This window comes from Agrobacterium rubi TR3 = NBRC 13261, assembly GCF_000739935.1.
In the GTDB taxonomy this organism is placed as follows: Bacteria; Pseudomonadota; Alphaproteobacteria; order Rhizobiales; family Rhizobiaceae; genus Agrobacterium; species Agrobacterium rubi.
Genome location: NZ_BBJU01000015.1, coordinates 101,044 through 125,503 on the forward strand (window position 1 = coordinate 101,044; position 24,460 = coordinate 125,503).

30 protein-coding genes and 2 tRNA genes are annotated in these 24,460 nt (G+C 55.7%); 22 read left to right on the forward strand and 10 right to left on the reverse strand.

The annotated features are described in order from the left end of the window. Positions 1-73 precede the first annotated feature (73 nt). From RRU01S_RS13095 to RRU01S_RS13135, 8 genes are all read left to right on the forward strand, one after another. Entirely contained in the window at positions 74-1,450 is a 1,377-nt protein-coding gene (locus RRU01S_RS13095) for a tyrosine-type recombinase/integrase (RefSeq protein WP_045230729.1), read from the forward strand. 443 nt (positions 1,451-1,893) lie between these two features. Then, entirely contained in the window at positions 1,894-2,124 is a 231-nt protein-coding gene (locus tag RRU01S_RS13105; RefSeq protein WP_045230730.1) for a hypothetical protein, read from the forward strand. Beyond that, positions 2,121-2,843 carry a hypothetical protein gene (locus RRU01S_RS13110; protein ID WP_045230731.1) on the forward strand — a complete coding sequence of 241 codons (723 nt, stop codon included), beginning with the start codon at positions 2,121-2,123 and terminating at the stop codon, positions 2,841-2,843. The genes RRU01S_RS13105 and RRU01S_RS13110 overlap by 4 nt, the downstream gene beginning before the upstream one ends. After that, positions 2,836-3,120, forward strand: a complete 285-nt coding sequence (locus tag RRU01S_RS13115) for a hypothetical protein (RefSeq protein WP_045230732.1) — start codon at positions 2,836-2,838, stop codon at positions 3,118-3,120. Before RRU01S_RS13110 ends, RRU01S_RS13115 begins: the two co-directional genes overlap by 8 nt. 184 nt (positions 3,121-3,304) lie before the next feature. Continuing rightward, positions 3,305-3,874: a hypothetical protein gene (locus RRU01S_RS13120; protein WP_045230733.1), complete on the forward strand. Its 570-nt coding sequence runs from the start codon at positions 3,305-3,307 to the stop codon at positions 3,872-3,874. Beyond that, positions 3,867-4,229: a hypothetical protein gene (locus tag RRU01S_RS13125; RefSeq protein WP_045230734.1), complete on the forward strand. Its 363-nt coding sequence runs from the start codon at positions 3,867-3,869 to the stop codon at positions 4,227-4,229. Before RRU01S_RS13120 ends, RRU01S_RS13125 begins: the two co-directional genes overlap by 8 nt. After that, positions 4,226-4,465: a hypothetical protein gene (locus tag RRU01S_RS13130; RefSeq protein WP_045230735.1), complete on the forward strand. Its 240-nt coding sequence runs from the start codon at positions 4,226-4,228 to the stop codon at positions 4,463-4,465. The genes RRU01S_RS13125 and RRU01S_RS13130 overlap by 4 nt, the downstream gene beginning before the upstream one ends. Further along, positions 4,462-4,782 (forward strand): hypothetical protein, encoded by a 321-nt coding sequence (locus RRU01S_RS13135; RefSeq protein ID WP_045230736.1) that lies wholly within the window; start codon positions 4,462-4,464, stop codon positions 4,780-4,782. Before RRU01S_RS13130 ends, RRU01S_RS13135 begins: the two co-directional genes overlap by 4 nt. A gap of 28 nt (positions 4,783-4,810) precedes the next feature. On the opposite strand, the gene RRU01S_RS13140 is transcribed toward RRU01S_RS13135, so the two are convergent. After that, complete coding sequence (locus RRU01S_RS13140; protein WP_045230737.1) at positions 4,811-7,612, reverse strand: phage tail tape measure protein; 2,802 nt, start codon at positions 7,610-7,612, stop codon at positions 4,811-4,813. A gap of 120 nt (positions 7,613-7,732) precedes the next feature. Between RRU01S_RS13140 and RRU01S_RS13145 the strand changes: the two genes are divergently transcribed. The 4 genes from RRU01S_RS13145 (at position 7,733) to RRU01S_RS13160 (ending at position 10,919) form a co-directional block, all read left to right on the forward strand. Beyond that, positions 7,733-8,149 (forward strand): hypothetical protein, encoded by a 417-nt coding sequence (locus RRU01S_RS13145; protein WP_131367795.1) that lies wholly within the window; start codon positions 7,733-7,735, stop codon positions 8,147-8,149. Next, entirely contained in the window at positions 8,146-9,936 is a 1,791-nt protein-coding gene (locus RRU01S_RS13150) for a prohead protease/major capsid protein fusion protein (protein WP_045230739.1), read from the forward strand. The genes RRU01S_RS13145 and RRU01S_RS13150 overlap by 4 nt, the downstream gene beginning before the upstream one ends. Before the next feature lie 174 nt (positions 9,937-10,110). After that, a complete protein-coding gene (locus RRU01S_RS13155; RefSeq protein WP_045230740.1) occupies positions 10,111-10,518 on the forward strand; it encodes a hypothetical protein in 408 nt (135 codons plus the stop codon). Beyond that, positions 10,515-10,919: a hypothetical protein gene (locus RRU01S_RS13160; RefSeq protein ID WP_081880069.1), complete on the forward strand. Its 405-nt coding sequence runs from the start codon at positions 10,515-10,517 to the stop codon at positions 10,917-10,919. Before RRU01S_RS13155 ends, RRU01S_RS13160 begins: the two co-directional genes overlap by 4 nt. Before the next feature lie 11 nt (positions 10,920-10,930). On the opposite strand, the gene RRU01S_RS13165 is transcribed toward RRU01S_RS13160, so the two are convergent. From RRU01S_RS13165 to RRU01S_RS13180, 4 genes are all read right to left on the reverse strand, one after another. Next, complete coding sequence (locus RRU01S_RS13165) at positions 10,931-11,674, reverse strand: hypothetical protein (RefSeq protein ID WP_045230741.1); 744 nt, start codon at positions 11,672-11,674, stop codon at positions 10,931-10,933. A 192-nt stretch (positions 11,675-11,866) separates the two neighbouring features. Further along, positions 11,867-11,943: transfer RNA gene (locus tag RRU01S_RS13170), tRNA-Pro, on the reverse strand. 315 nt (positions 11,944-12,258) lie between these two features. Next, the gene (locus RRU01S_RS13175) at positions 12,259-12,795 is read right to left on the reverse strand and encodes a dual specificity protein phosphatase family protein (protein WP_045230789.1); all 537 of its coding nucleotides are present in this window, start codon (positions 12,793-12,795) and stop codon (positions 12,259-12,261) included. Positions 12,796-12,962: 167 nt separating this feature from the next. Further along, the gene (locus tag RRU01S_RS13180) at positions 12,963-13,550 is read right to left on the reverse strand and encodes a YqaA family protein (protein ID WP_045230742.1); all 588 of its coding nucleotides are present in this window, start codon (positions 13,548-13,550) and stop codon (positions 12,963-12,965) included. 449 nt (positions 13,551-13,999) lie between these two features. On the opposite strand from RRU01S_RS13180, the gene RRU01S_RS13185 reads away from it, so the two are divergent. Next, complete coding sequence (locus RRU01S_RS13185) at positions 14,000-14,647, forward strand: exopolysaccharide biosynthesis protein (protein ID WP_045230743.1); 648 nt, start codon at positions 14,000-14,002, stop codon at positions 14,645-14,647. Here RRU01S_RS13185 and RRU01S_RS13190 read toward each other — a convergent pair. Next, positions 14,634-14,918, reverse strand: a complete 285-nt coding sequence (locus tag RRU01S_RS13190) for a hypothetical protein (RefSeq protein ID WP_045230744.1) — start codon at positions 14,916-14,918, stop codon at positions 14,634-14,636. The two genes, RRU01S_RS13185 and RRU01S_RS13190, sit on opposite strands and share 14 nt — an antisense overlap. 176 nt (positions 14,919-15,094) lie before the next feature. On the opposite strand from RRU01S_RS13190, the gene RRU01S_RS13195 reads away from it, so the two are divergent. Beyond that, a tRNA-Asn gene (locus tag RRU01S_RS13195) sits at positions 15,095-15,169 on the forward strand. A gap of 113 nt (positions 15,170-15,282) precedes the next feature. After that, complete coding sequence (locus RRU01S_RS13200) at positions 15,283-15,600, forward strand: hypothetical protein (protein WP_045230745.1); 318 nt, start codon at positions 15,283-15,285, stop codon at positions 15,598-15,600. A gap of 49 nt (positions 15,601-15,649) precedes the next feature. Here RRU01S_RS13200 and RRU01S_RS13205 read toward each other — a convergent pair whose 3' ends face one another. After that, the gene (locus RRU01S_RS13205) at positions 15,650-15,997 is read right to left on the reverse strand and encodes a DUF2934 domain-containing protein (protein ID WP_045230746.1); all 348 of its coding nucleotides are present in this window, start codon (positions 15,995-15,997) and stop codon (positions 15,650-15,652) included. An 89-nt stretch (positions 15,998-16,086) separates the two neighbouring features. On the opposite strand from RRU01S_RS13205, the gene RRU01S_RS13210 reads away from it, so the two are divergent. Continuing rightward, positions 16,087-16,317, forward strand: a complete 231-nt coding sequence (locus tag RRU01S_RS13210; protein ID WP_412674269.1) for a hypothetical protein — start codon at positions 16,087-16,089, stop codon at positions 16,315-16,317. A 15-nt stretch (positions 16,318-16,332) separates the two neighbouring features. Here RRU01S_RS13210 and RRU01S_RS13215 read toward each other — a convergent pair whose 3' ends face one another. Together RRU01S_RS13215 and RRU01S_RS13220 are read right to left on the reverse strand one after the other, a co-directional pair. Further along, positions 16,333-16,707: a TIGR02594 family protein gene (locus RRU01S_RS13215; RefSeq protein WP_045230748.1), complete on the reverse strand. Its 375-nt coding sequence runs from the start codon at positions 16,705-16,707 to the stop codon at positions 16,333-16,335. A 379-nt stretch (positions 16,708-17,086) separates the two neighbouring features. Further along, a complete protein-coding gene (locus RRU01S_RS13220) occupies positions 17,087-17,353 on the reverse strand; it encodes a DUF982 domain-containing protein (RefSeq protein WP_045230749.1) in 267 nt (88 codons plus the stop codon). A gap of 187 nt (positions 17,354-17,540) precedes the next feature. Here RRU01S_RS13220 and RRU01S_RS13225 point away from each other — a divergent pair, with 187 nt between their 5' ends. From RRU01S_RS13225 to sseA, 4 genes are all read left to right on the forward strand, one after another. Beyond that, positions 17,541-18,989, forward strand: coding sequence for a cryptochrome/photolyase family protein (locus RRU01S_RS13225; protein WP_045230750.1), 1,449 nt, complete (start codon positions 17,541-17,543; stop codon positions 18,987-18,989). A gap of 123 nt (positions 18,990-19,112) precedes the next feature. Beyond that, entirely contained in the window at positions 19,113-20,150 is a 1,038-nt protein-coding gene (locus RRU01S_RS13230) for a cysteine synthase A (RefSeq protein ID WP_045230751.1), read from the forward strand. 13 nt (positions 20,151-20,163) lie between these two features. Continuing rightward, positions 20,164-20,901 carry an alanyl-tRNA editing protein gene (locus RRU01S_RS13235; protein ID WP_045230752.1) on the forward strand — a complete coding sequence of 246 codons (738 nt, stop codon included), beginning with the start codon at positions 20,164-20,166 and terminating at the stop codon, positions 20,899-20,901. 17 nt (positions 20,902-20,918) lie between these two features. Continuing rightward, complete coding sequence (sseA, locus tag RRU01S_RS26755) at positions 20,919-22,340, forward strand: 3-mercaptopyruvate sulfurtransferase (protein ID WP_045230753.1); 1,422 nt, start codon at positions 20,919-20,921, stop codon at positions 22,338-22,340. A gap of 182 nt (positions 22,341-22,522) precedes the next feature. Here the strand turns inward: sseA and RRU01S_RS13245 are convergent, their stop codons facing one another. After that, positions 22,523-23,407 (reverse strand): DUF4344 domain-containing metallopeptidase, encoded by an 885-nt coding sequence (locus tag RRU01S_RS13245; RefSeq protein ID WP_045230754.1) that lies wholly within the window; start codon positions 23,405-23,407, stop codon positions 22,523-22,525. A 150-nt stretch (positions 23,408-23,557) separates the two neighbouring features. Between RRU01S_RS13245 and RRU01S_RS13250 the strand changes: the two genes are divergently transcribed. Continuing rightward, complete coding sequence (locus tag RRU01S_RS13250; RefSeq protein ID WP_045230790.1) at positions 23,558-24,025, forward strand: DUF1203 domain-containing protein; 468 nt, start codon at positions 23,558-23,560, stop codon at positions 24,023-24,025. 90 nt (positions 24,026-24,115) lie between these two features. Continuing rightward, positions 24,116-24,451, forward strand: coding sequence for a PilZ domain-containing protein (locus RRU01S_RS13255; protein WP_045230791.1), 336 nt, complete (start codon positions 24,116-24,118; stop codon positions 24,449-24,451). Positions 24,452-24,460: the final 9 nt, after the last annotated feature.

A 24,460-nucleotide genomic window follows, 5' to 3' on the forward strand; every position in this document is an offset into this window, starting at 1 on the left:
TTATCAACACTGCGTAACGCCCTCTAACACACGAAATGTGTTACCCCGCGTTACCCCAGAGGGCATTTGATCCATGGCTAAACGCTCTGCGAAAACACTTACAATTCTCGCCGTAAAAGGCGCCCAGGGTAACGGGGTAACAAGACAGGAAATTCCAGACGCAGCTTTGCCGGGTCTGTATCTGGTCATCCAGCCTGGGGGCTCGAAGTCGTGGGCGTTGCGGTATCGGCAAGATGGAAAGCCTGCGAAATTGACACTCGGGCCGGTAATCAACGAGCGAGAAAGCCCCCTCGATGGCGATCCTTCTATCGGCAGTGGCATGACCCTCACAGAGGCGCGCAAGGTTGCCAGACGAGAGCTTCAGGCTTTGACCGAGGGACAGAGCCTGGCGCGGAGAAAAGCTGAAGTTGCTGTCCTGGCGGCTTCCAAAGCTTTGGACGAAGACTTCCTCGTAGAGCGCTTGGCCTCGAAGTTTATCGAGCGGTACGCAAAACCAAAGAACAAGACGTGGACCGAGACGGAGCGGCAATTCAAGAAAGAGATCGGATATCGCGACGAAGCCACCGGCACCACATTCAAGGCCGACTGGTTCGGTCGCGACGTTCGAGATTTGCGGAAGGCAGACGTGGTGAAGCTGCTGGACTCGATCGTTGATCGAGGCAGTGCGATCACCAGTAACCGAGTTTATGCGACGTTGAGCACTTGGTTTGGCTGGATGGTCGGCCGCGATATCATCGCTTCAAATCCAATGACAGGTCTAAGGAAGCTTAGCGTCGAGTCCTCTCGTGATCGCATCCTTACAGATGACGAACTCCGCGTTTTCTGGGCTGCTACGCTGGCGCACCCTTATCCGTTTGGTCCAATGTGGCGATTGCTGCTTGTTACAGCGCAACGCCGTCAGGAGGTTGCCGGATTGGAATGGTCTGAGTTGTCTCTTGGCGACGACCCACACTGGCTGCTCCCACGTTCGCGTTCAAAGAATGGCCGAGAGAATTTCTTGCCCTTGTGCGACATGGGCAAAGCTGAACTAAAAGCGATTGATCGCCAGAAGGGGCAAAGATTTGTCTTCAGCACCACTGGGCAGACCGCAGTAAGCGGTTTCTCACGTTCAAAAGCGAGGCTGGACGCCACTATGGTCGCGATAATGCAGCAGGAGGCCAATGAGCGAGGTGAAGACGCGTCTAAGGTGAGACTGCAACAATGGGGGCTGCACGACCTGCGACGCACAGCAGCCTCAGGAATGGCGCGACTAGGACAACCAATCCACGTGATCGAGGCAATTTTGAACCACACTGGAGGGTCTATTTCAGGGGTCGCTGCGGTCTATAATCGACATGACTATCGTGATGAAAAGCGATCCGCATTGATTGCGTGGGAAGATTTCGTCTCACGCTTGGTCACAACAGAATCGGCGGGAAATGTCATTCAGCTCCGGAACGGCCGGTTGTAGTCGAAGAATATTTTGCATCCGCTCAAGCCTGGGAAAATCTGCTTACATGTCAATTACTTCGTCAAATACGTGATCGCTTTGGGCGCGATTTTCATTGTACAAAACGAGTATTCGTTTTAGTGCGCATTATTTGAAACAGTATAAACTGCAACCTCACTCATCAATCTAGCAACTTTCAGTGCGTTTTTCGTTGTATATCGTGATGTAATATTTGCCATAGTTACGCAAATGGAGACAATCATGAATAGCAGCGCTGTAGAAAACGAAAATATATACATAACTGCACCCGAGGTCGTCCGACGGTATCATATCACGAGCATGACGCTTCATCGTTGGTTAAAAGACGATGGTCTCAATTTTCCCCGTCCCATGGTTGTTCGCAAGCGCCGGCTATTTGTGGCAGCCGAGCTAGACGCTTTCGATGAGCAGCAGAGGGCAGCCCGATGAAAATCAAATTGAGCAAGACGGTTTTCATCACTCTCAATGACGACGGCTCAATCACGCAGCAGTCAGAATCTTCCGTCGCAATTCCTGGTTTACCTGAGATCCAAATCCACGGCTTCGGCGCTGTCCAGGACTGGCTAGGCGTGTTGCTTCGTGAGGGTCGATCTGACCTGATCGAGGCTGTCCAGCGCCTCCTGAACGCCGCTGAAGGCGACGGAGGCGCGAAATGAAGGCGGAGCGGTTGTCGGCTGCAAAAGACGCGCTTGGCAGTTTGCAGGAACAGCCAGGCTTTGACCTGAGCGATTTCCAGAAATGGGAGTTGGCGGATTTTTCATCTCGGTTTGGTATTTCGACGGAGGATGCTCGAAAACTCTGCCGAGAGACGGAGCGTCATGAGGTTGCAGTTGGTTTCACCCGTCTGAAGCTGTGGCATGACGCCATATTGGTCAATGCGACGATGTCAGCGGTGGAAAAGGTCGCAGCTCTCCGCGTTTGGTCTTTTGTCAACCACAGCCATCTGTACGCGTGGCCATCACAGGATCGGCTAGCAAAGGAGCTCGGATACTCCCGAGGTCCGAACCTTGGAAAGGCTCTCCGTCGTTCATTTGAACTAGGTGCGTATTCGCCAGTGCCAATAAGGGATCTTCCTATCGATCTCCGGGACATGGCCGTGAAGGGTTCTGGCCGATCAATGCGTGGCGTGGCGTACCGGTTGAATCCGGTTGAAAAATGGGCCGAAGAAGCTGCAGCTTTTGCCTCGTTGCAAAAAGGTGACATGTTCCGTGGTGGAACACTGGAAGGTTCCATGGCGCACCACCTTAACAGTGAACTGAACCATCAACTGGCTGCGCCAGCTTCTCCATACATATCTGTTGGAGAGTCACCACTGACGTTTCAACCAGTGGATAGCTCTCAGTATGGCAATGATGGAGGTAAACTCTATGGTTGAGCTGTTTGTTCTGGATCAAAGCGATGAAGTGCTTGTGCGGCTGGAGGCTGCCAAACTGTGCGGTAAGCGCCAACTCACCAAGATCAATCGTCTGCGAGAGTTGGAGCGCCAGTTAATCCTCGAGGCAGTGAGAGGAGGAGCGAAGCGGTGGGAGGCAATCAAGCGTGCCGACGAGTTTGCTGCTGCCCTTGGAGTGCGCTTAGCCATCATAGAGGAACGCTCTTTGCGGCCAAGCGCTACAGTTCTCGGTCTTCCACACGCGAGGGCAGCGCTATGAGCCGCGTCATGGACTGTGCCGTCCAAGCAATGGTGATGATGGAGACGCTCCGCCCGCGCTCCCCCCCACGGGTAGGTTCTTCCCGGCCCACCCCCCACCGCCCGCGGGTCATCTGCAGCGCACTTTGTGACATGCGAATACGCTTTTTGAATCGCGTTTCCATTTCCGTTTTCAGGAGGAAAAGATGAACGATATCAACGAAATTGAAGTTTCGGCTCGACAACTTGCGGAAATGCTTGGCGTTTCAGACCGCCGCGTCCGGCAATTGGCAGACCAGGGGGTGGTTGTTCGAGGCGGAAAGACCGGCCGCTATCTGCTTTCAGCTTCGGTCAAAGGCTACGTTTCAGAAACCAAAGCCGCTTCGACTGACGAGGCGGGCCAATTGCTGATCGCGATGCGGAAACAAAAGCTTGACCGTGAAAAGCTGAAGTCCCGGATCTCTGACGGCGAGCTGATCGAGGTCGGAGCGTTCGATCTGCACGCAATCGGCGTTCGACGCGCCCTCGAAAAGAGCTCGCAAGTTTTGGACCGCGCATTGATGCCCGTGCTGAAGAATGCGTCTGCCGTGAACACAGTCGTTAACGCGTACCATGACGCTTTGCAGAGCTGGCTGGATGCCGCTGAAACCGTAATCAAGCGCGGTGCCGACCAGCAAGATCTGAATGAGTTTTTCGGAGGCCAAGCAACGCCTAGCGAAGCTCGCAAGGCAGCTCGCCGCAAACCACGCAAATCGGAGGCTTCCGTCGATGAATGATTTTGTGACCCAAAAACGTGAACTGTTAATTCGGTCCGTCTCGAAGATCCTGACGCCGAGACCCCGCGAAGTCCGAGAGATGCCTTTCCGGCAACGCGTGCTCCGGGTCAATGCTGAAGTCGACCGGCTCGTGTTGGCAAAGGCCGTTGCCGATGGTGCCACCGTCGTCCCAGATCCGGTCGTGCCGCACGCGCTACGGTTCAGCCTGAAAACACGGGCGTGGCTCGAATTGCTCGAGCCAGAGTTGGCGGGGGCGACAGGCCGCGAACCGTTGTCACGCAAAATGTTGAAATCGCTGTCGATGAATGGCCTGCTCACCCACCTTGAAGACGAAATCGGAAGGCACACGAAATGACCAGCACAATCGCAGTAATTTCCGCTCGGGTGGTCTGCCAAGCGATCCAGCTTGAAGACGGCCGAACCATCGCGATCGAACTTACAAACCCGCTGCCGCAGTTCGCGATCGTTCGTCGAGAAGGAGACGACGTCTCTATCCTCGCAATGAGAGAGGACGAAGAGACCGCAGTCGCGGAAGCACAGCGGATTGCTGGCCAGCTCGAAGCCCTTTCGAACGCGGGGGCGATCCATTGAAATACGACGCCGACGACGAACTGCCGTTTTACGATCGACCAGAACTCACGCTTGATCGCCTGGTGCGATTCATAGTCGTTGCTGAAAACGTGCCAGGGAGCGATTTCTGCAAATCCGGTTGCATGGGTACCGCCACACGGATCGCTTTAGAGCTCGGGCTCACGGTCGAACAGGCCCATCACCGGGTTTTCGCTCGGTATGAGGATTATTTCAAAATGTTCGATCTCGACCGAGCGGCTTTCATTCGTGGTGCAGCTCTATTGCGGTCTCAGTACGGTGACGAAAGATTGCGCGAACTTTATGCGCTGAAACAATGATTGAGGGGCCGAAAGGCCCCTTCTTTGGTCAATCGCCGTATGTTGTTCCAGAAAACACGGTCTGTTCGGACCGGCGCAATTGGCTGCTGATGATCTGCGCAATCTCTTGCGCCTGCGATCGGGCATTGTCGCCTTTGATGATGAAAGTGTTGCTGATCTGAGGAGCAGCTCGAGCCCCTGAATCGCTGCCACCACCTGGCGTAATGAAGCCGTCGGCTCCTGGAGTGTAGAACTCCGTTCCTTTGCCACCCACCGGATAGGTCACACCGGCCTTTACCGGCCCGCCCCTGCGCCGTGGGTGGCCAACGCCACCTGATGCTGGTGCAGTGGCTCCGCTGCTGACAGCGAGTCCTGACGTCTCTCCACGCAGCACAGCGGCCAAGCTGCGGGCGAGCCCAAGGGCGCGCTCGAGTCGACCAGTGTTGACGTCGGGGTTTCCGACGACGTTAAGCTGCGTTTCGATTTCAGAACCAATGCGGTTGGCTTCGGCTTCGGCCTGCGCGCCACCGGTCGTCAACGCGGCGACGTATTCACGCATACCTTGTTGAGCTGCGAACGGCCATGACACGGTCGATTCCGCTATGGACGCTTGCAAGGGTGCAGCACCTGCGTTTCTTGCGGATGCTGCTGATGCACTGCGAGCGTTTGCTGCATCTTTTTCACCGTTCAATCTCGCTGCGGTGGCTCGAGCTTCATCACGCATCTTCTGCCGGTCTTCCGGGGAAGCATTGACATAGGGGTTGTCGGCCGTACTGCCCTGCTGCGATAGAAGGGCGGTTAAGGCCAGCAAACCAGGTGTACGGGACACAAGCCCGCCAATCCTTGATGCCACCCCACCTGTCGCGCCCCCCGCAGCCCCACCGCCGCCGCCCGTGATGCGGCCAATCAGACCGGTAGCGCCTTTGAACGCAGCAAAGCCGGCAAGCAGAGCAATGCCACCACCGATGGCTTCGATCAGTCTGCGCGTACTATCCGACAAACCGATGAAGCCATCGATGACTGCGTTTGTCTGGTTGATCAATGGCCGCGTTGCGAACTCCCAATCCTGCCCAACGCGAGTGAGCGCGGTTTCAATGGTACCGGTCAGCTTGGTATAATCACCATACAAGCCTTCGTTCGCCTTTGTGCCGATGTCATTGGCGACACCTGCCGGAACGTTCTGCATCTTCTTCAGGAGCTCCTGGAACAGAGGCCACTGCTGGAAGATCATGTTGGCGCGGCCACCCTGCTTGTCCGTGAAGAAAGCATTGAGATTGCCGAGTGTCGGATCACTGGCGGCAATAGCGTTGAGCAAGCCCGTCGCGTCCACACTCTCGATCGAGTATTTCTGGTAGGCAGCCAGCTCTCTGGCCAAGGCTTTGGAGTCCTGCACGGACACCTTGCCCTTGCTGTCGGCAAACAGCGGGGCGAGAATATCGCCCATCTGCGTGACGAACTCGCCGCTGTCTGAAATGACCGACTGGCTTTCACCGGTATCGGGGTTCACGAACTCCCCATTGTCTATGAGATCGGCAACTTCTTTCCGCATTTCCAGCGTCAACCGCTGGCCGAAGTTGTTCTTCATCAAGATGCCAAGACCGTCAGCATTCATGGTGTCGATAGACGTGAACTTGTTGTAGTCGATCCCCATAGCCGCGAGCGAGTCCCGACCCTTCTTGGTTGGAGCAACCAGCTTCGATGCTGCCGAGCGTGCGAACACACCAGCCTCGTCGCCTCGCACGCCGGACTGGCGAAGGATCATACCCATGGCAGCCATGTATTCGTCCGGCAGTTTTGCGCCCGTGGTAGGTGCGCCGCCGTACTTGATGAACTGGCTGACGTCCTCGTTCGACATACCGCCGTTCTTTGCCATCCACACCATGAAGTCGACGAAGTTGGAAACCGCCTTGGTGTCCTTGATGTCGATGCGTTTGGACAGCGCAGACCCGGTAACGGCTTCCGCACCTTCCTCCAGCGTCACGCCCATGGCGAGGGCATAGTCGGTGATCTTGTCTGTCAGGCTCATGATGGTTTTCGTGTCGCGGATACCGCGCTGAAGAACCGTTGTTTGAGCCTGCACGACGTCGACGTTCGAGAACCGGGTGTCACCACCGATCTTTTCAGCCTGACGGTTCAGCGTCTTGCGTTCGTCGGGATTGAAGCCGCCGAGGGCTGACTGAAACGCTGCCTCTTTATCGAAGTTGACCGCGTAGCCGAAGGCCTTTTTCGCCGCGCTCTGGCCGGCGTTGGCGAGAGCGCCGCCGACAACGGCACCGCCGAGGTCTGCGCCGACACTACCGCCGCCTGAAGGGCGCACTGGCCGTGGTGACCGTTTGCGAGCCTCCCTGTCAAGCTGACGCATTTTTACAATGGTTTGAGCCAGCTCACTACGGATCTGCTTCTGAGAACTTGCCACGCCAGAACGGCCGGCAACACCGAAGGAACGCAGGGAGCGCTCTGATGCTTTGACGGCAGCGCCTTGCTGCTTGAAGGCTTCCGTCGTGCTTTTCAGCGTAGCGCGCGCGGTGCGCAGATCCGCTTCCATTTTCTTGGTGGGCTTGGCGACCGACGACAAGGCCTTCTCAAGGCCCTGCACGTTGGCGCGCGCGGTGCGCAGCTGGACCGCCGTATCCTTCAGGCCTCGCCGCGTCTCACGGAAATCTCCGATCGCAGTGGCCTTCTTCTGCAAATATTCAAGCTGTTTAACGAGGCGCTTGACCTCTGGAGTGCCAGACTTGCCGAGGCGACCTAGAGCGCCATCGATGCCCTTGAGGGAAGCCGCGACCCCTCTTGACGGACCGCTGACCGAGTCGACGAGCTGAAGGCGCAATACCGCTGTGCGAGAGACCATTTTTCAATCCAATCGTGATCAGAGAAACTTATCGCGAAAATATTCCGCCATAAGAAAATCCTATCAGATATTTTGATCGCATGGTATGCGTGTTCATCTTACGTTCTCATGGAGGTCTCAATGGCACTTTTTCAGGCCGACGTTGCCCGCTCAGTTGATTTCGGGCCTATGACCGTGGGCAGAGTCCTCCGAGCCCTCGACCGCGTCCAGCGACCGTTTACGGCGGAAGACGCCAAAACGGTATTCTGTGCGGCCGAGTTGCAGTCCCTTGGAATGACCGTCGCGGCTGCGGCGGAGTTGTTGGGGGAATTTTCCTCCGAGCTGCAATTCGTGTTGAAGACGCCAGCCAACCGATGCTGGATTGTATCGCTCGTGACGGCAAAAGGCGGACATTCGCGGCTGACTTGCCACACGATGCACCATCTAGAGGGATTGCTCGACGCGCATCCATTCGCAAGCGTCTTGCCGCTCCATGAAATTGTCAGCCGCGCCACAGAACGCTTCAAGCGACTCGAAGCCGCGAAGGAAGCAGCATGACCCTGGTAACACGCGCCGCATCAGTATCAACGCTCAACGAGGCAGACCGGACGGTTGAGGTTTGTTGGTCGACCGGAGTCGGAGTGAAACGCTACTCCTACGACGAAGGCTACTACATGGAGGAGCTCCAGGTGGATGCCAACTCCATCCGCATGGACCGCTTTGAGGCCATGTCCCTGCTGGACAGCCATGACAATTACTCCATGGATTCTGTCCTTGGCTCGGTTGTCCCCGGTACCGTCCGCATTGGTGGAGGCAAGGCCTACGCCCGAATTAAGTTCTCCAAAAAGCAGCGCGCAGAAGAGCTGTTCCAGGACGTTCGAGACGGACACAAGCTGGCGATTTCCGTCGGCTACAAAATCCACCGTTATGAAAAGACCGAAGGCGCAGACGGTCAACTCCCAGTACTCCGCGCCGTTGATTGGGAACCAATGGAATTGTCCGCGGTCCCGATACCGGCTGACGCCGGCGCTTTCTCAAGATCCGAAAAGGAACCATCCATGACTACCGCCACCGCTGAACAGACTCGCGCTGTTGCCACTGCCGAGCGTCGTCGCATCCGCGAAATCGAAGCTCTGGCAACCACCGCCAATATCAAGGTCGACGACGAGCTTGTCCGCAAGGCAGTCGATGACGAGACCACCGTCGATCAGTTCCGCAGCCAGTTGGTAGACGCCATGATTGCCAACCAGAATAAGGCCCCAACGTTTCCTATCGTGGAGACGCGCGATATGGACGGCGGTAACGGAAACCGACGCCAGGCAATGGCGGATGCGCTTCAGACCCGTATCAACCCGTCGCACACGCCGAAGGCCGACGCACGGCAGTATTGCAATCTCAGCCTGATCGAGCTCGCTCGCGAGGTTCTACAGGGTGACGGCGTCAATGTCCGTGGTCTTTCCAAGGGCGAAATCGCTGAACGTGCGCTTCACACAACGAGCGACTTCGCCATTGTGCTGGCCGAAACTGGAAAGGCCCTCCTTCAGAAATCCTATGACGCCGAGCCATCGGGCATCAAGCGGGTTGCGCGTGCGTCTACGATCGACGACTTCCGCCCTAAGCGTTCTGTACGATTGTCGGACTGGCCTGACCTGAAGAAGGTCAACGAGCACGGCGAGTTCACACGCGGCACCGTCTACGAGTCTGAAGAATCCTACCGGTTGCAGACCTACGGCCGAGTGATCGGCTTCACTCGTCAGCTGCTGATCAACGATTCACTCGGTGCTTTCACGGAACCATCGAAGCAGTTTGGCCGGTCGGCAGCACGGTTGGAGGCGGACATCCTGGCGGATCTCGTTGTCTCAAACCCAAAAATGGGTGACGGCAAAGCGCTGTTCCACCATGATCACAAGAACATTCTGCCCGCAGCAGCGTTGTCCGTTGAATCGGTCGCAGCTGCTCGCACAGCCATCCGGAAGCAGGTCGATGACCAAGGCAAGCCGGCAAGCCTTCGGGCCAAGTTTTTGATCGTGCCTCCTGACCTCGAGATGGAAGGTGAAAAGATCCTCGCAGCGATCGCAGCAGCCCGCACAGAGGACGTCAACGTCAACGCCGGACGCCTCGAACTGGTCGTGGAGGACCGCCTCGTAGATCCGAAGGCTTGGTTCCTTGCCGTCGACCCGGAGAGCGTTGAATCGCTGGAATATTCGTATCTGACGGGGGAGCCTGGCCCGCAGTTTGCTGAGCGCCCTGGCTTCGATGTCGACGGCGTCGAATACAAATGCCGGCTCGATTTCGGGGCTGGATTCCTTGGCTGGCGCGGTTGGTACCGCAGCGCTGGCGTTTAAGAGTTTCGGGTGAAAGCCCGTTTAGAGGGGGTCTTCAGCCCCCCTCAGGTCGAGCCGGTGATCTTGACATTCATCAAATAATCACCCCGTAAGCCGGCCCCATTTTCCGTGGGCGTGGTGGCTGCCCCTCCCATAACCTGGGAGGGGTTTCTTTCTTCAGCGAAGGTTTTCACAATGTCTATTTTTGAAAGACTAGACCGGATAGCAAGCGGCACAGCGGACGCAGTCGCATCGGTTCGGTTCGAGGTGCATCCGGCAAAAGCATCACCCAACGGTCGACCAGGTCCAGATCCAAACCGCGAGGTATGGGACGGCCGAGGCATCTTCGACGAAAACCCGACAGACGCGCCCGTTGAAATCGGCAACCGAAACCGGGCTGGCAACGACCTGAGAACGCCCGTCAACGGCAGCCGCTACGAGTTGTCGGTCGACCGCGCCCGTTTCCGCCAAGCCGATAGAGCCAAACAAGGCGATCGGATCTGGCTTGATGACCTTCGCAAATTTGAAATCTTGAGCGTGCAGCCAGACGGTCTATCCCGTGTCGTGTTCCAGCTCGCAGAATTGAGGGCTACAGCGCCATGAGCATCATTCGAGTATTGGTATGGGCTTTCGCGCTGATCGCGTCCTGGAGCCCCTCGCACGCCGAAACTGAGTCGTTCTACCAGGACAGGTTCTGTGCGGGCATGACGAAAGAACGTGTCCTACCAAATGGGACGCGGGTGGACTGCCTTACGGACGTATTTGCCATCGAGGTTGATTGGACACACAAGTGGGCGGAAGCAATCGGACAGAGCCTTTTGTATGCCGCCGCCACTGGCAAACAACCTGAGATCATCCTCGTCTGCAAAGTCCGCCAGGAAGCATGCCTAAAACATAGCTACCTCATTGAGGAAGCGACAGCGCACTGGAAATTGCCGATCAAGGTCTGGCTGTGTTTACCCGATGATTTGACGTTGAGCGAGTGTAGAGGTCAGTCCGGATAAGTGGTGAAACATCAATGGGGCTTTACGAATCCCTGCTTACGGGAGTCAACAAACAGAATGAAGTCATTTCCCAAATCTGTCAGCAAGACCTTCTGACCGTCAAAGTCGATGAGACCTTGTGTTAAGAGAAACGCAGACCACTTATCGAAATCCCATTCATCAAAAACCGGTTTTTGTGGCGCTCTCACTTCGGTTTCGTAGTACTGCTTTGCCTCTTCGAGGGGGATCGGACCTTGTCGTTTGAGCTCCCTCAAACCTTCGATTTGGCTTGCAAATATTATTCCGAAAATAAACTCGAAATTGGCGAAGACCCTAGCTTCAGCCAAGTGCCGAATAAGAACAGGGACTCTGTTCTGCTCTGCGACCTCCTCAATATCATGGGCAAGAATGCCAATAAGGCGCGATACACTTGAAAGCTCGTGTGCGTTTTCCGAGGTTCCAACCCGGCTTTCAGTGGATAACGGCTGCGTCGGTTGAGCTCCGGCTTGAAACTGAAGTCCTGACGGCCCTGCGGAAACAAGGTCTTTGATCCGCGACTTTAATTCAAATCGAAAAAACCACGCGAATATGAACAGGGCTGACGGCCAAGCAATCCCTTTAATCAGATCGAAAAAGACTTTCGCCCACTCGATCCAATCCACCGTCCGGGCGAGTACCAAAAAATCGACGATTTGGATGCAGGCTTCAGGGGTGCGGTAAAACAGTCCGGCCAAACCCACGAGGACAATGCACACAATAAGCAGAATAATGTTCATATGCCCCCCAAATCTATTGTGCCCATCGGAAGTGCCATAATACGCACAGATCCTTCTACAGAAGCTAGATCCGCGGTGGGGGAAAAACGATTACAGGACAAAAACAGACGGGCGTTACCCTATGAGTTACCCGGAAGGAAACCTGGGGGATCTCCTGGTCGACAATCTTGTCGCTAAGTCTCTGTAATTTAATGGTCGGAGCGGCGGGATTCGAACCCACGACCCCTTGACCCCCAGTCAAGTGCGCTACCGGGCTGCGCTACGCTCCGACACAGGACAGGCGTTTATATATATGCCCGTTCATGCGCAAGTGGAAAATCGCTGGTGGGGAAAAAACACGGGCACGAATCTCCCTTCTCATTCCAGGATGTCGCCTTGTTTGATCATGGCGTGCAGCTTTTTCAATCTGTTGATCAAATTATGCGCAAAATATGTGGCTACCACATTGCCAGGATGAGAAAAGCATGTTTTTCTAATATGGCCCTTACGGAGGGGTAAAGGTTGAGACCCGCCACATGCTGGGTGGGACAGCGGCGGGTCTCCCATTTTTCGTTTTCTTCAGCAGAATGACTGGTCGTTTCGGTTCAGATTACCTGGGCCGGGGCATCTGATAGGTTCGTCGCCGCGTCTGTGCCATGCTCGATATCGTTCCAGCTTCTGTCCATGGCGTAGGCTGATGACAGATAGGGAATGGAGAGGTGTCCGAACCAGATGGACAGCTGGTGTTCGGCCGTCTCCTCATCCAGTCCCGCGACGCGATAGACGTAGATGGCCGACGCCAGCCCTGTTCGGTCTGAGCCTGATTTGCAATGAATAAGGATGGGTTTTGGCGCGTCGCGCATGATCTGCACCAGTTGCGCCACGCGCTCGGCTCCAAGTCGTTTTCGTGCCGACATCGGAAAATCGATGTGCTGAACGCCGAGTGTCGCGGCGGTTGCCGTCTCATCCCTGTACCACCCGGAATTTTCATTTTCGCCGCGCAGATTGATGATCGTTCTGATGCCGCTCGATTTCACATAGTCCGCAAGCTGCTCATCGCTGGGTTGGCTTGAACGATACAGTTGACCGGCGATCACTTCGTGGAAATTTCCAGAGACCTGGAGAATACCGAGATATATCATGAATGCTGCCGAGGCAGCGACGAGTGGCAAAAGGCCTCGAAACCAAAAATGTCTTATCATCTGTCTTTCCTGTCTGCTGAGACAGGAATGGCTGACAATGCTGACATAACGCTGAACGTTGGCTCAAACCTCAAACTACATCGTTCAGCTTCCTGCAGACCCGTGCCCTACCGCACGAAAACATAGATGGCATAGATCGCGATCAGAGCGCCCGCAGCGATGGCGGTGATCATTCCTAAGCGTTTCTCGATAAAGTGGCGGATCGGCTCTCCGTAACGCTGGAGCAGGCCTGCAAGGAGGAAGAACCGGGCGGCGCGGGTGACGACGGCAGACAGGATAAACACGCTAAGGCTGATATTGGCGGCACCGGAGAGAATCGTGACCACCTTGATCGGCGGAAGATGTGCAAAGCCTGAGGTGATGAGCAGCAACAGAATGGTTTTATAATCAACCGATGCCTTCAAATGGTCGAAGCTTTCGAGCTTGCCGTAAAATTCCAGAACGGGACGGGCAATGCTTTCAAAGGCGTAATGGCCGAGATACCAGCCCGCGATGCCACCCAGCACGGAGGCGACAGTTGCGACCAGTGCATAAAACATCGCCCGCTTCGGTTTTGCCAGAACCATGGGAATGAAGAGGACGTCGGCTGGGACGAGAAAAATCGAACTTTCCACGAAGGCAATGATGGCGAGCCACCAGACGGCAGTTTTTCTGGCGGCAAGCGCCATGGTCCAGTCGTACATCTTGTTGAGCATCACGAGCCTCTCCAAAGGCGATTTGACCGCATCTGACGCCTATAGAAACTGTTGCGGCGCAACATTGAGGCAGAATGGAGCCCTATATCGTGCAATGCAGCAAATCCAAAAGCCCGGTTTTTCAGTAGGCCGGGAGAAATCCATGCTGCAATGCAACTATAAGTATATTTTGTTTTGGTAAAACTCCACATTTCGCGGTAAACTTTGCGTGGGACGAACTGAGGAGGAAATCAAATGTACTATCTCGGCTTCATTACATCGTTAAACCCATTCATCCTTGCAACCTTGTTGCTGGTGCTGTTGGCGGGCGCTTATAACGCTTGGCTTTCTCACTAATAAGAGCCGTTAGGCACTGCGGTCATCCGTTTTTGAAAAACTGCCGCCTGCCATAGGCATGCCATTTCATGGATGTTATCAATTCCGAGATTTTAAACAGCTCGGGATACAGCATGACGCAGAATTTTACCTTTACGGATACATCGGAAAATCTCAGTACCGTGCTTCAAAAGCTGATCGGAAAGCTGAGCGGCAAAACCATAACCTTGCGGGAGCTGATGGAAGCCATCGGTGAGCAAGGATTGCTGCTGATGTGCGCGATTGCGTGCTTGCCTTTCTTGATCCCCGTATCCATTCCGGGCGTCAGCACGATCTTTGGTGCCGCCATCGTCATGATCAGCCTGGCGATCACGCTGAACCGATTGCCCTGGCTGCCGAAACGCATTCTCGACAAGCAGATGGAAACCGCCCGTCTGGTGCCCGCGCTCGAAAAAGGCCTGACTATCGTATCCAAGCTCGATCGCTATATGCGCCCTCGCCTGCCCGCTTTGACGACGGGAACCATCATCAGCCGTGTGAATGGCCTTGCCATCATGGCAGCTGGCATTCTGCTGATGATGCCTCTGGGGTTCGTGCCGTTTTCCAACACACTACCGGGCGTCGCGATTCTTCTATTTTCTGCGGGCATGATCCAGCGTGACGGCGCCACCGTGCTTGGTGGCTATGTTTTCTTGGTGCTGACGGCAATCTACTTCGTGGCACTCGCCTACGGTGCCTTCTGGGCCGGACAGGGCATCAGCAACTCGCTTACGAGCGCGTAATGCCACCGCGGCGCGCCTCTTTGGCGCGCTGCCGTCGCGCCCACCAGACGGCAAGCCGACGACGCTGGCGCCGCACATAGGGCAAATCCTGCGACAGGACCAGAAGTCCAAGCGGAACCATCCAGAAGCCGAGAATCGGCAAGAAGCCGAGTATGCCGCCCAAAACGAGGGCAGAGCCGATCAAAATACGGCCGATGCGCGAGCGCGGCATCGCCACGCTCCATTTTCCGAGATGAAGCCGCCCTGTTTTGGGGTGAAGACCAAACGTCATTCTGAAACCTCTTGTACAGGAACGGCTTTAAAACATTTTTGTGAAACCGACATGGCCCGGAAAATGGGGACTTCGGTGGATAAAACAAGAGGAATTCACTTTTTTTGAAAAAAGCGCTTGGCAAATCGTGAAAGCGTTTGTATTACCCCGCTCACACCGCGCCAAGCAGCGCACGTTCCCTGGTAGCTCAGCGGTAGAGCATTCGACTGTTAATCGACAGGTCGCCGGTTCGAATCCGGCCCGGGGAGCCATTTCTTTCTTAAGTGAATGAAATGATTTAAGATGCAGGAATAATCCTGTGTTCTTCAGCTGCAAATTCTTTTCGTCATATTCCCTTTCCCAGACTTCATCGGAAGACGTCCTCATGATCGACTGGGACATCATACAGCGCGATTGGGATTGGGCAGGCCACATGCTCGAAGCCGTCATCATGGCGCTCGCGGTAACCGTCCTCGCGCGGATCATACTAAACTGGCGCGATTCGGGTCTCGTCGGCCTTGCCTTCGCCATCGGCCATTTTCACGGCAGAGAAAAACGCGATTACGAGGTGTCGGTGCATATGCGCCCTCCTCACCTCGACGGTTACTATATGTGGAATTGGTCTTGGGATCAGGCAACGGACTTCTGGCCAGCGGCGCTTCTTTGTCTCGGACTGCTGATATGGTGGGCCAAGAAGCGATAAAGGCGCCATCCCTTGGGAATGGCGCCATTTTTTCAGCTGCGATATGATTTTAGTGCTTCTTTTTAGCGGCACCGCCCGAAACAGTCGTTGAAGTGGACGACACCGGGTCGCTGGCGGGGAAGCTATCTTCCAGGCCTTCCTGCAAATCCTTGTCATCGCTGCCGGTGCTGGTCGCTTCGCGTTCTTGCTTCACCGATTCGGCGGCTGGAGATTCTCCCTGGGTTTGGAAGTCCTGTTCCGCTTCCGACCAGTGGCGCTCATGTTCGCCATCGCGGCGACCATCGCGTTCCCAATTTTCATATGCTTTCTTGCGGATTTCCGATTCGCGGTCGATTGTCATCGTGATTCTCCCTTCGCTTGTTTTGCTTCGCTTGTTTTGTGGAAGAAACAGCGCCACGCGATGTTTTGTTCCTGACGGGAGAGACAATCGTTAACGGAACTTCATAGGTCTTGAAGTCGTTGTTACGGCAACCAAGGAGATCCATGATGGACGACAAACGCACACAGCCGCTCGATATTAAAGACGAAGATGTCGCAAAATTTGAGACGGACCGGGAGCTTCACGACATGCCAGACGAGATTGATCCGGACGAAGCGATCAACCTGCGCGCACGCCGCCAGACAGCGCGCCAGCATGAAGATGCTTTCATTGTCGCCACAGATCTCGAAGACGACGATCAGCGCGATGCCGCCCCCGGCACCCGAGAGCAGCCATAACTCAAACGCGCGCCGTTAGCGGCGCACGGAGACGATGGATTTGCGGCTGAAGTTAGAGACCTGAACCCGCCCTGATTGATTGCCGCCCAATATCTGGGCGGTGCCCTTGCTCAGGCTCTTCAAGATACCGGCGTGATAGCTTCTACCGGTTCTGACGACAACCACATCGCCTGGCTTGGCATTGGTGGTCGGCACCGCATATCCGAACGATGTCCAGGACTTTGCAAAACCCGACGACTTCGGCGGTTGCCGTCCCGATTTTTCGGCGATGGCGCTGAGGAAATGCCCACACCATGGCGTCTTGCGGGGATTGACGCCCATCAGAGCGCTTAGCGTCTTGGTATTCTTTCCCTCATGAAGTCCAGCATATTGCTCAGCTTGATTTAACATTCCAGCAGACGCGGATGCAGTGAAAGCCGTGCAGATAGCAGCAGCCAGAACGAACGCAGTTACTTTCAAATTCTCGCCCTTTGGAAACACACGAACTTCGCCCAGCCCCGTTGGAAGTCCAGTGTGCACAATCGAAGTCTCACTCAGCGCCGCTTAGCTTTGAGCTTCAAGCGGTGCCAGCGAGCGTCGATCTATGCCTGCAATTTAGCGACAATTTGACGAGAAATAGGCGAAAATTGGAACAATTTTGCCCAAATCTCCTAAGAATTCGGCTGATTTCACTCGCATACCGCGTAACAGAGCACGTTTTCCCAAACAAAAGAAAACCACCCGCGTCGATGCGACGGGTGGTTTGTGTTGTATCGCCTATTTTAAAAATTCAGGACGCGAGTCTGTGTGGCTCGACGAGGCAATGCGCGTCGCGGCTGGCTTCGATGAAAGCGGTGCGCGCGATTTCGCCAGCGACGCTGCCGAGAAGAGACGCGCGGCACAGGCGCAAAGCTTGCTCATAGACTTTGCCGTGGCGGCTCGGCCATTCGTGCTGCAGAAAATCGAAGGCCTCGTACACGCCATTGAATGTTCTGGGGGCACCGTTTTCCAAAGAGATAACCACCGGGGCTTCCCATCTCACGTCGTTCAGCATCATTGATTGGACTTCCATACGCAATTAACCCGCCACTAACGTCGAACCCCGGATATGGTTCCTGCTGACTCTGTTTCAAGGTATAAATTTTATCGCCTGAAAACGATGTGATTTTAGGGCTTTACTATACGCCCCCTGACGGAACAATGCTCTTCAATAAACATTGAGTCAGACGTGAACCGAGGGGCACATGACCGAACAAAAAAATCCCGTTATAGTGTTTTTTCGCAAGGACTTGCGTCTTTCCGACAACCGTGCGCTGAGTGCGGCGGCAGACCATGGTGGACCGGTCATTCCCGTTTACATTCACGACGACAAGAGTGATTCGCAAGGTGCCTTAGGAAGCGCTCAGGCATGGTGGCTGCACCACTCATTAGCGGCACTTTCCACAGCTCTCGAGAGTGTTGGTAGCAAGCTGATTTTGATGTCCGGAAGCACTGAAACCGTGCTCCAATCGCTCATTGACGACACTGGGGCAGAGGCGATTTTCTGGAACCGACGCTATGACCCCGATGGCATCGAGACAGATACGCGGTTGAAGCAAAAGTTTCGCGATAACGGCGTCGTCGTCGAGAGTTTTGCAGGTCATCTGCTGCACGAACCGTCTAAACTCAAGACGAAATCCGGTGGTCCCTATCGGGTTTACACTCCTTTCTGGCGCGCCATCGAGGGCGGGGAAGAGCCCGCCGAACCCCTGGCACCTCTGACCAAACTGCCGCGCCCTGCCCGCTGGCCAAAATCCGAAGAATTGAAAAACTGGCATTTGCTGCCCTCCAAGCCGGATTGGGCCAAGGAATTTTCAGACATCTGGACGCCCGGAGAAGCAGGTGCGTCAGAAAATCTGGAGACGTTTATTGACTCCGCATTGAAGGGATACGAGGAAGGTCGCGACTTTCCTGCACAGCCCGCCACCTCCATGCTATCGCCACATTTAGCCATGGGGGAAATTTCGCCTGCTCAGGTTTGGAACGCCACGCGCGGGCTTTCTCGCACCATCGCGTCCAACGATCTCAGCCGCTTTCGCAAGGAGATCGTCTGGCGGGACTTTTGCTATCACCTGCTTTTTCATTTTCCCGAACTCGATGAGAAAAACTGGAATCCGAATTTCGATGCGTTCGAGTGGAAAACCGATGACGCCGAGTTCAAGGCTTGGACCAAAGGCATGACGGGCTACCCCATCGTGGACGCAGGCATGCGCCAGCTGTGGCGCCATGGCGTCATGCACAATCGCGTTAGGATGATTACGGCGTCCTTCCTTATCAAGCATCTGCTGATCGATTGGCGGAAGGGCGAGAAGTGGTTTCGCGATACGCTGGTCGATGCCGACCCGGCCTCCAACCCAGGTAATTGGCAATGGGTGGCAGGGTCCGGTGCCGATGCCTCACCGTTTTTCCGTATCTTCAATCCAATCCTTCAGGGTGAAAAGTTTGACCCCGACGGTGAGTATGTCAAAACATTCGTGCCCGAGCTTTCGAAGCTTGATAAGAAATTCGTTCACAAGCCTTTTGATGCGCCGAAAGACATGTTGCAAAAGGCAGGCATCGAACTGGGCGAGACATATCCCAAACCAATCGTCGATCACAGCGAGGCAAGACAACGCGCGCTGGCGGCTTACTCCGATCTTAAGAAAGGCGAATAAAATCGGCCATGGGCAAGATTTTGCGCCTCATCACCCTTCACCGGAAGATATTTTCTTGTCACAAGGCATGTAGACAAGGAGAAAGCGGCATCTCATTCGCTGACCCTACGAAAAGGTTCGATCATGACAATCCATAGCTCGGTGCTGACCGCAATCGGCAACACGCCGCTCATCCGTCTGAACGCCGTGTCAGAGGCGACAGGGTGCGAGATTCTCGGCAAGGCCGAGTTCATGAACCCCGGTCAGTCGGTCAAGGATCGCGCCGCTCTTTACATCATCCGCGATGCGGAACGGCGCGGCCAGTTGCGTCCCGGCGGCACCATTGTCGAGGGAACGGCGGGTAACACAGGTATTGGTCTTTCGCTGGTCGCCAATGCGCTGGGGTACAAGACCGTCATCGTTATCCCTGAAACACAAAGCCAGGAAAAGAAAGACGCGCTGAAGCTTTTGGGTGCGCAGCTTGTCGAGGTGCCGGCCGCGCCCTACTCCAACCCGAACAATTATGTGAAGGTGTCCGGCAGACTGGCAAAGCAGCTGGCTGCGACAGACCCGAATGGCGCGATCTGGGCAAACCAGTTCGACAACATCGCAAACCGTCAGGCGCATATCGAAACGACGGCACCGGAAATCTGGGACCAGACCGACGGCAAGGTCGATGGCTTCATCTGCGCCGTGGGTTCCGGCGGCACCTTGGCTGGCGTGGCTGACGGTCTTCGGGATTTCAATCCCGATATCAAGATCGGTCTGGCCGACCCGGAAGGTGCGGCCCTCTATGAATTCTACCACAACGGCGTGCTGAAATCCGAAGGCTCCTCCGTCACCGAGGGCATCGGTCAGGGACGCATCACCGCCAATCTGGAAGGTTTCGAACCTGATTTCTCCTACCGCATTTCGGACGCCGAAGCACTTCCAGTGGTGTTCGACCTCGTGGCGAAGGAAGGCCTGTGCCTTGGCGGTTCGAGCGGAATTAACATCGCCGGTGCAATTCGACTTGCCCGTGACCTCGGTCCGGGGCATACAATCGTTACCATTCTTTGCGACTACGGCAACCGCTATCAGTCGAAACTTTTCAACCCGGATTTCCTGCGGTCCAAGGGTCTTCCCGTTCCAGCATGGCTGACGGAAAAAACGCAGATTTCGGTTCCGTACGAAACTGCTTGAGGTCAATGCCCATATGCCTGTGAATGCCCTGTTTCGCGACGACTTCTATCTTTCCACCTGCGGAGCAGTGGTGACGGCGGTTCTCGAAGATGGTGGCATAGAGCTGGATCAGACCTGCTTTTATGCCACATCAGGCGGGCAACCGGGCGATACAGGCCATCTCGAAAGAGCAGATGGCAGCAAGATCGTGCTGGGGCCGACAAAACATGGCGCGGATAAAAGCATCATCATCCATGTCCCGACTGAGGGACAGGCATCTCCGGACATTGGTGAGAAGCTGACGCTGCATATCGATTGGCCGCGTCGCTACAAGCTCATGCGCATGCATACCGCCTGCCATCTTCTCTCCGTCGTCTGCCCGTGGCCGATTACGGGTGCAGCCGTTGGTGAGGAGGAATCGCGCGTTGATTTCGACATGTCCGAGACCATCGACAAGGAAGAGGTCACGGCCAAGCTGATGGCGCTGGTGGACGAGAACCATCCTGTGTTCCTCAAATGGATCACCGATGAGGAACTGGCCGCCAATCCCGATATCGTCAAATCCAAGAATGTCCGCCCACCGCTGGGTCTAGGTCGCGTCAGCGTTGTCTGCATCGGTGAGAACTCTGCGGTTGACAGCCAGCCTTGCGGAGGCACTCATGTGGCCAAGACGCAAGAAGTCGGCGACATCCACATCGCCAAGATTGAAAAGAAGGGTAAGGAAAACCGCCGCTTCCGAATTCGTTTCGGCAAGCCCGGCGCATCCGCCTGATTTCTGGGAGAAATAGAGTGAGCACGGACAAAAGCCGTTTCGTCGTTTCGGCGGATTGGGTCGAGCAGCAGCTTGGAACCCCGCATTTTCGTTTGGTCGATGCCTCCTGGTATCTGCCCGCGCACAAGCGCAACGGCAAAGAGGAGTATGCAGCCGGCCACATTCCCGGCGCTGTATTTTTCGATCAGGATAAAATCGCCGATCACGACACCGGCCTGCCCCACTCGCTGCCCTCGCCCCAATCCTTTGCCGAACAGGTCGGCGAACTCGGCATCGGCGAAAGCGATACGATCGTTGTCTATGACGGTCCGGGTTTCTTCTCCGCACCGCGCGTCTGGTGGATGCTGCGTGTGATGGGCGCCGACAAGGTCTATGTTCTGGATGGCGGTTTGGACGGCTGGAAGGCTGCGGGCAAGCCTCTTGAAACGGGTGTGACGGAAGTAGAACCTGCGACCTTCGAGGTACATTTCAAACCCAAACGCGTCACGTCCTTTTCAGCAATGCGCTCCATCGTTGACAGCGGAGAGCAGCAGATTGCCGATGCCCGTGGTGCAGGACGTTTCACCGGCGAGGAAGCCGAGCCGCGTGCCGGAATGCGGTCTGGCCATATGCCCGGTGCGCGCAACCTGCCCGCCACCGCTTTTTCCGAAAACGGTCATTTCAAGGACTTGCCGACCATCCGCAAAATGATATCGGATGCGGGTATCGACCTCTCGCAGCCGGTCGTCACCAGCTGCGGTTCGGGTGTCACGGCGGCTGTCATCACCCTTGCGCTGGAATCGCTCGGGCATACCGACAATTCGCTTTACGACGGCTCGTGGTCTGAGTGGGGCAGCAGGCAAGACACTGCTATCGTCACCGGCCCAGCCGAACCCATCGAGGAAAAACCGCAAGGGCCGATCAAGGCGCATGTCACGCAATTGGAAATGACGTCTGCACCTAAGGTCAGCCTGCCGGTGCCGGTCAATATTCAGACCGCGATCATGCGCACGACGGATATTCCTCTACACTTTTACCGCTATCTCTACTGGCGCGTTGGCAAGCGTTGGCATTGGCATCAGCGTATGCGCATGAGCGATGCCGAGCTCTCCGCCACGCTGCGCGATCCCGACAATTCCGTTACCGTGCTTTACCTGAACGGTGCGCCCGCCGGTTTCTTCGAGCTTCATAAGATCGATCCCGACGTGACAGAGCTGTCCTATTTCGGCCTGATGGAAGAGGCGATCGGTGCTGGCGTCGGCAAATGGTTTTTGCTTCAGGCGCTTTATTCGGCCTGGCAGGACAATCCGAAAAAGATCACCGTCTCCACCAACACGCTCGACCACCCACGTGCGCTTCAGCTTTACCAGATGATGGGCTTTTCGCCCGTCAGCACCTATGAAACATGGGTCGAGCCGCTGACCGACAGCGAGTATCTGGAAATTTCACGGCGCGGGTAAGCGCTTCCCGCACGCGCCCCCCCTCATGCTGAGGTGCTTTGCCCATCGGGCAAAGCCTCGAAGTATCCGTCTGTGCTGTGCCTCGCAATTCTTGTCCTGCGAGGCCACTGCCGAGCACTTAAGGATGAGGACTGTACCGTCGCTGCTGCCAGGATGATGCCTTTGCCGCGATGGCTAAAGGTTTAAAGCTCCTGTCCTAAATTTACAGCCGTCGGGATTTCCTGAGCCGGGCTGCTTTCCTTCTCGCTGCCACCGGCGGACAGATGCGCGGCGATCAACTCGCCATGGAATTTGGCCATCTCGTAGCAGTAGGTGATCTCACGCTTTTCCGCTGACCAATAGACATCGGGACGTCCACACGTGCGCGCCGTCAGCTTGACCTCGCCTTTGAGCGTATAACCATTGAAGCTGCGGGCGATGAGATCGAGAATCTTCGATTCCTTCACAATGGTCGCGTAGATATCCAGAAACGGGTCATGGGCAGGCTCATAGCGGGCCACGAACGTCGTCGTCCCGGCCTTGGCTACATAGGGCTTCAGTGCTTCGTTCCAGCGTGCGACGGTTTGTGGGTAAGCTGCCTCGCAGGCTTTCCACTCGTCTTTGGGAAGCCCCATCATATCGGCCAGATCGCCATAACCGCCAGCATCCTTGCCCACCATCAGGCACGCCATCTGCCGGTCACGCGTCGTGTTGGGGACAAGCGCAGAATATAAAGGCGCATTGTGCTCCGGCAAAGCCTGCGACGCGCGGGCGAGATACCAGCTGTCGGTGGCGTTGACGATGGCCGTGTCCAGCCACTCCTCATTGGCCTCAAGCATGATGGTTGCGGCCAGTTGATCGGCGGCGTCTTTTCCCGCGTCTGCATCCGGCAGGGACAAGTCTGAAATCAGCATGCGCGACGCCTCGTGATACAGGCTGAAAATCGCATTTCCGATGACAAAATTGACGGTCTGCTGCAATTGCTCGTCAGAAAGATCGTCCAGGGCTGGCGCCGTTTGTGCGTGGGCTGCAGGTGAAAGAAACGAAAACACGGTGACCAGAGATGCGGTCATCAACCTGCGCGGCATGGGCATGAACTTTCCAAAAAGAGGATGTTCGATTGATTGCCACACTCAACGGCACAAGCAATGGGGTGGTTGCCTTTGGACGCAAGAAACGGGTGGATACACGCATGTTTGAAGAGCATAGCGACAAACAAGCAACGCAAAGGAGCCGCTATGACCACGATCATTTTCACCGCCATACATGCCGATGAGGCAGACGCCATTCGCCACGGCGCATTGGATGCCAACGGCCAGAAACCGGAGCGCTCCATCGCATCGGGAAGCTTGCCCTGCCGAGTCTGCCTTGGGCAGATAAAGGACGGAGAAGCCGCGCTTTTGTTGGCGTATCGGCCTTTTCCAAATCTGCAACCCTTCGCCGAGACAGGTCCGATCTTCATTCACGCCGAACCATGCGGCGGCTACACCGCGCAAGAGATATTGCCGCCCATGCTCGAAAGCCCTGATTATATCGTACGCGGATACAGCCATGCCGACCGAATCGTCTATGGCACCGGCGCGGTGACCGCGACAGACAAAATCATAGCGCGAGCGAAAGAGCTGCTGGCAAGCGATGACATCGCCTATGTGCATGTGCGTTCCGCCCGCAACAATTGCTACCAATGCCGTATCGACCGGGCATGAAACGTCATTCCACGTAATTTTACCGAATATTCTAAACGGCCATCAAATCTTCCGTGCGATTTTGACACGATGGAAAAGGGGGCTGACACCATGACCGCCAATCTTAGCATGAAAAATCGCGGCGCAAGCCGAAGCAAAACACGCATTTATGGAACGCTTCAATATTTCAATCAGACGGTAGAGGGCCGCGTGGTCGATCTTTCGGCTACCGGCATGGCACTTGAACTGGAAGGACCGTTTGCCGCGGCCAAAGGAAGCCGCGTGACCGTGCGAAGCGACGATCTCGGCTTCATCGAGGGCACTGTGCAATGGCAACACACGAACCGCCTTGGCCTGCAATTGCAGCTGTCCACCAACACGCTGGCACAGCTGTCCTCCTACTTCCGCTTTTTCCATGAGGAGGTGAAACCGACTTTGGCTGGATAAGATTATTTT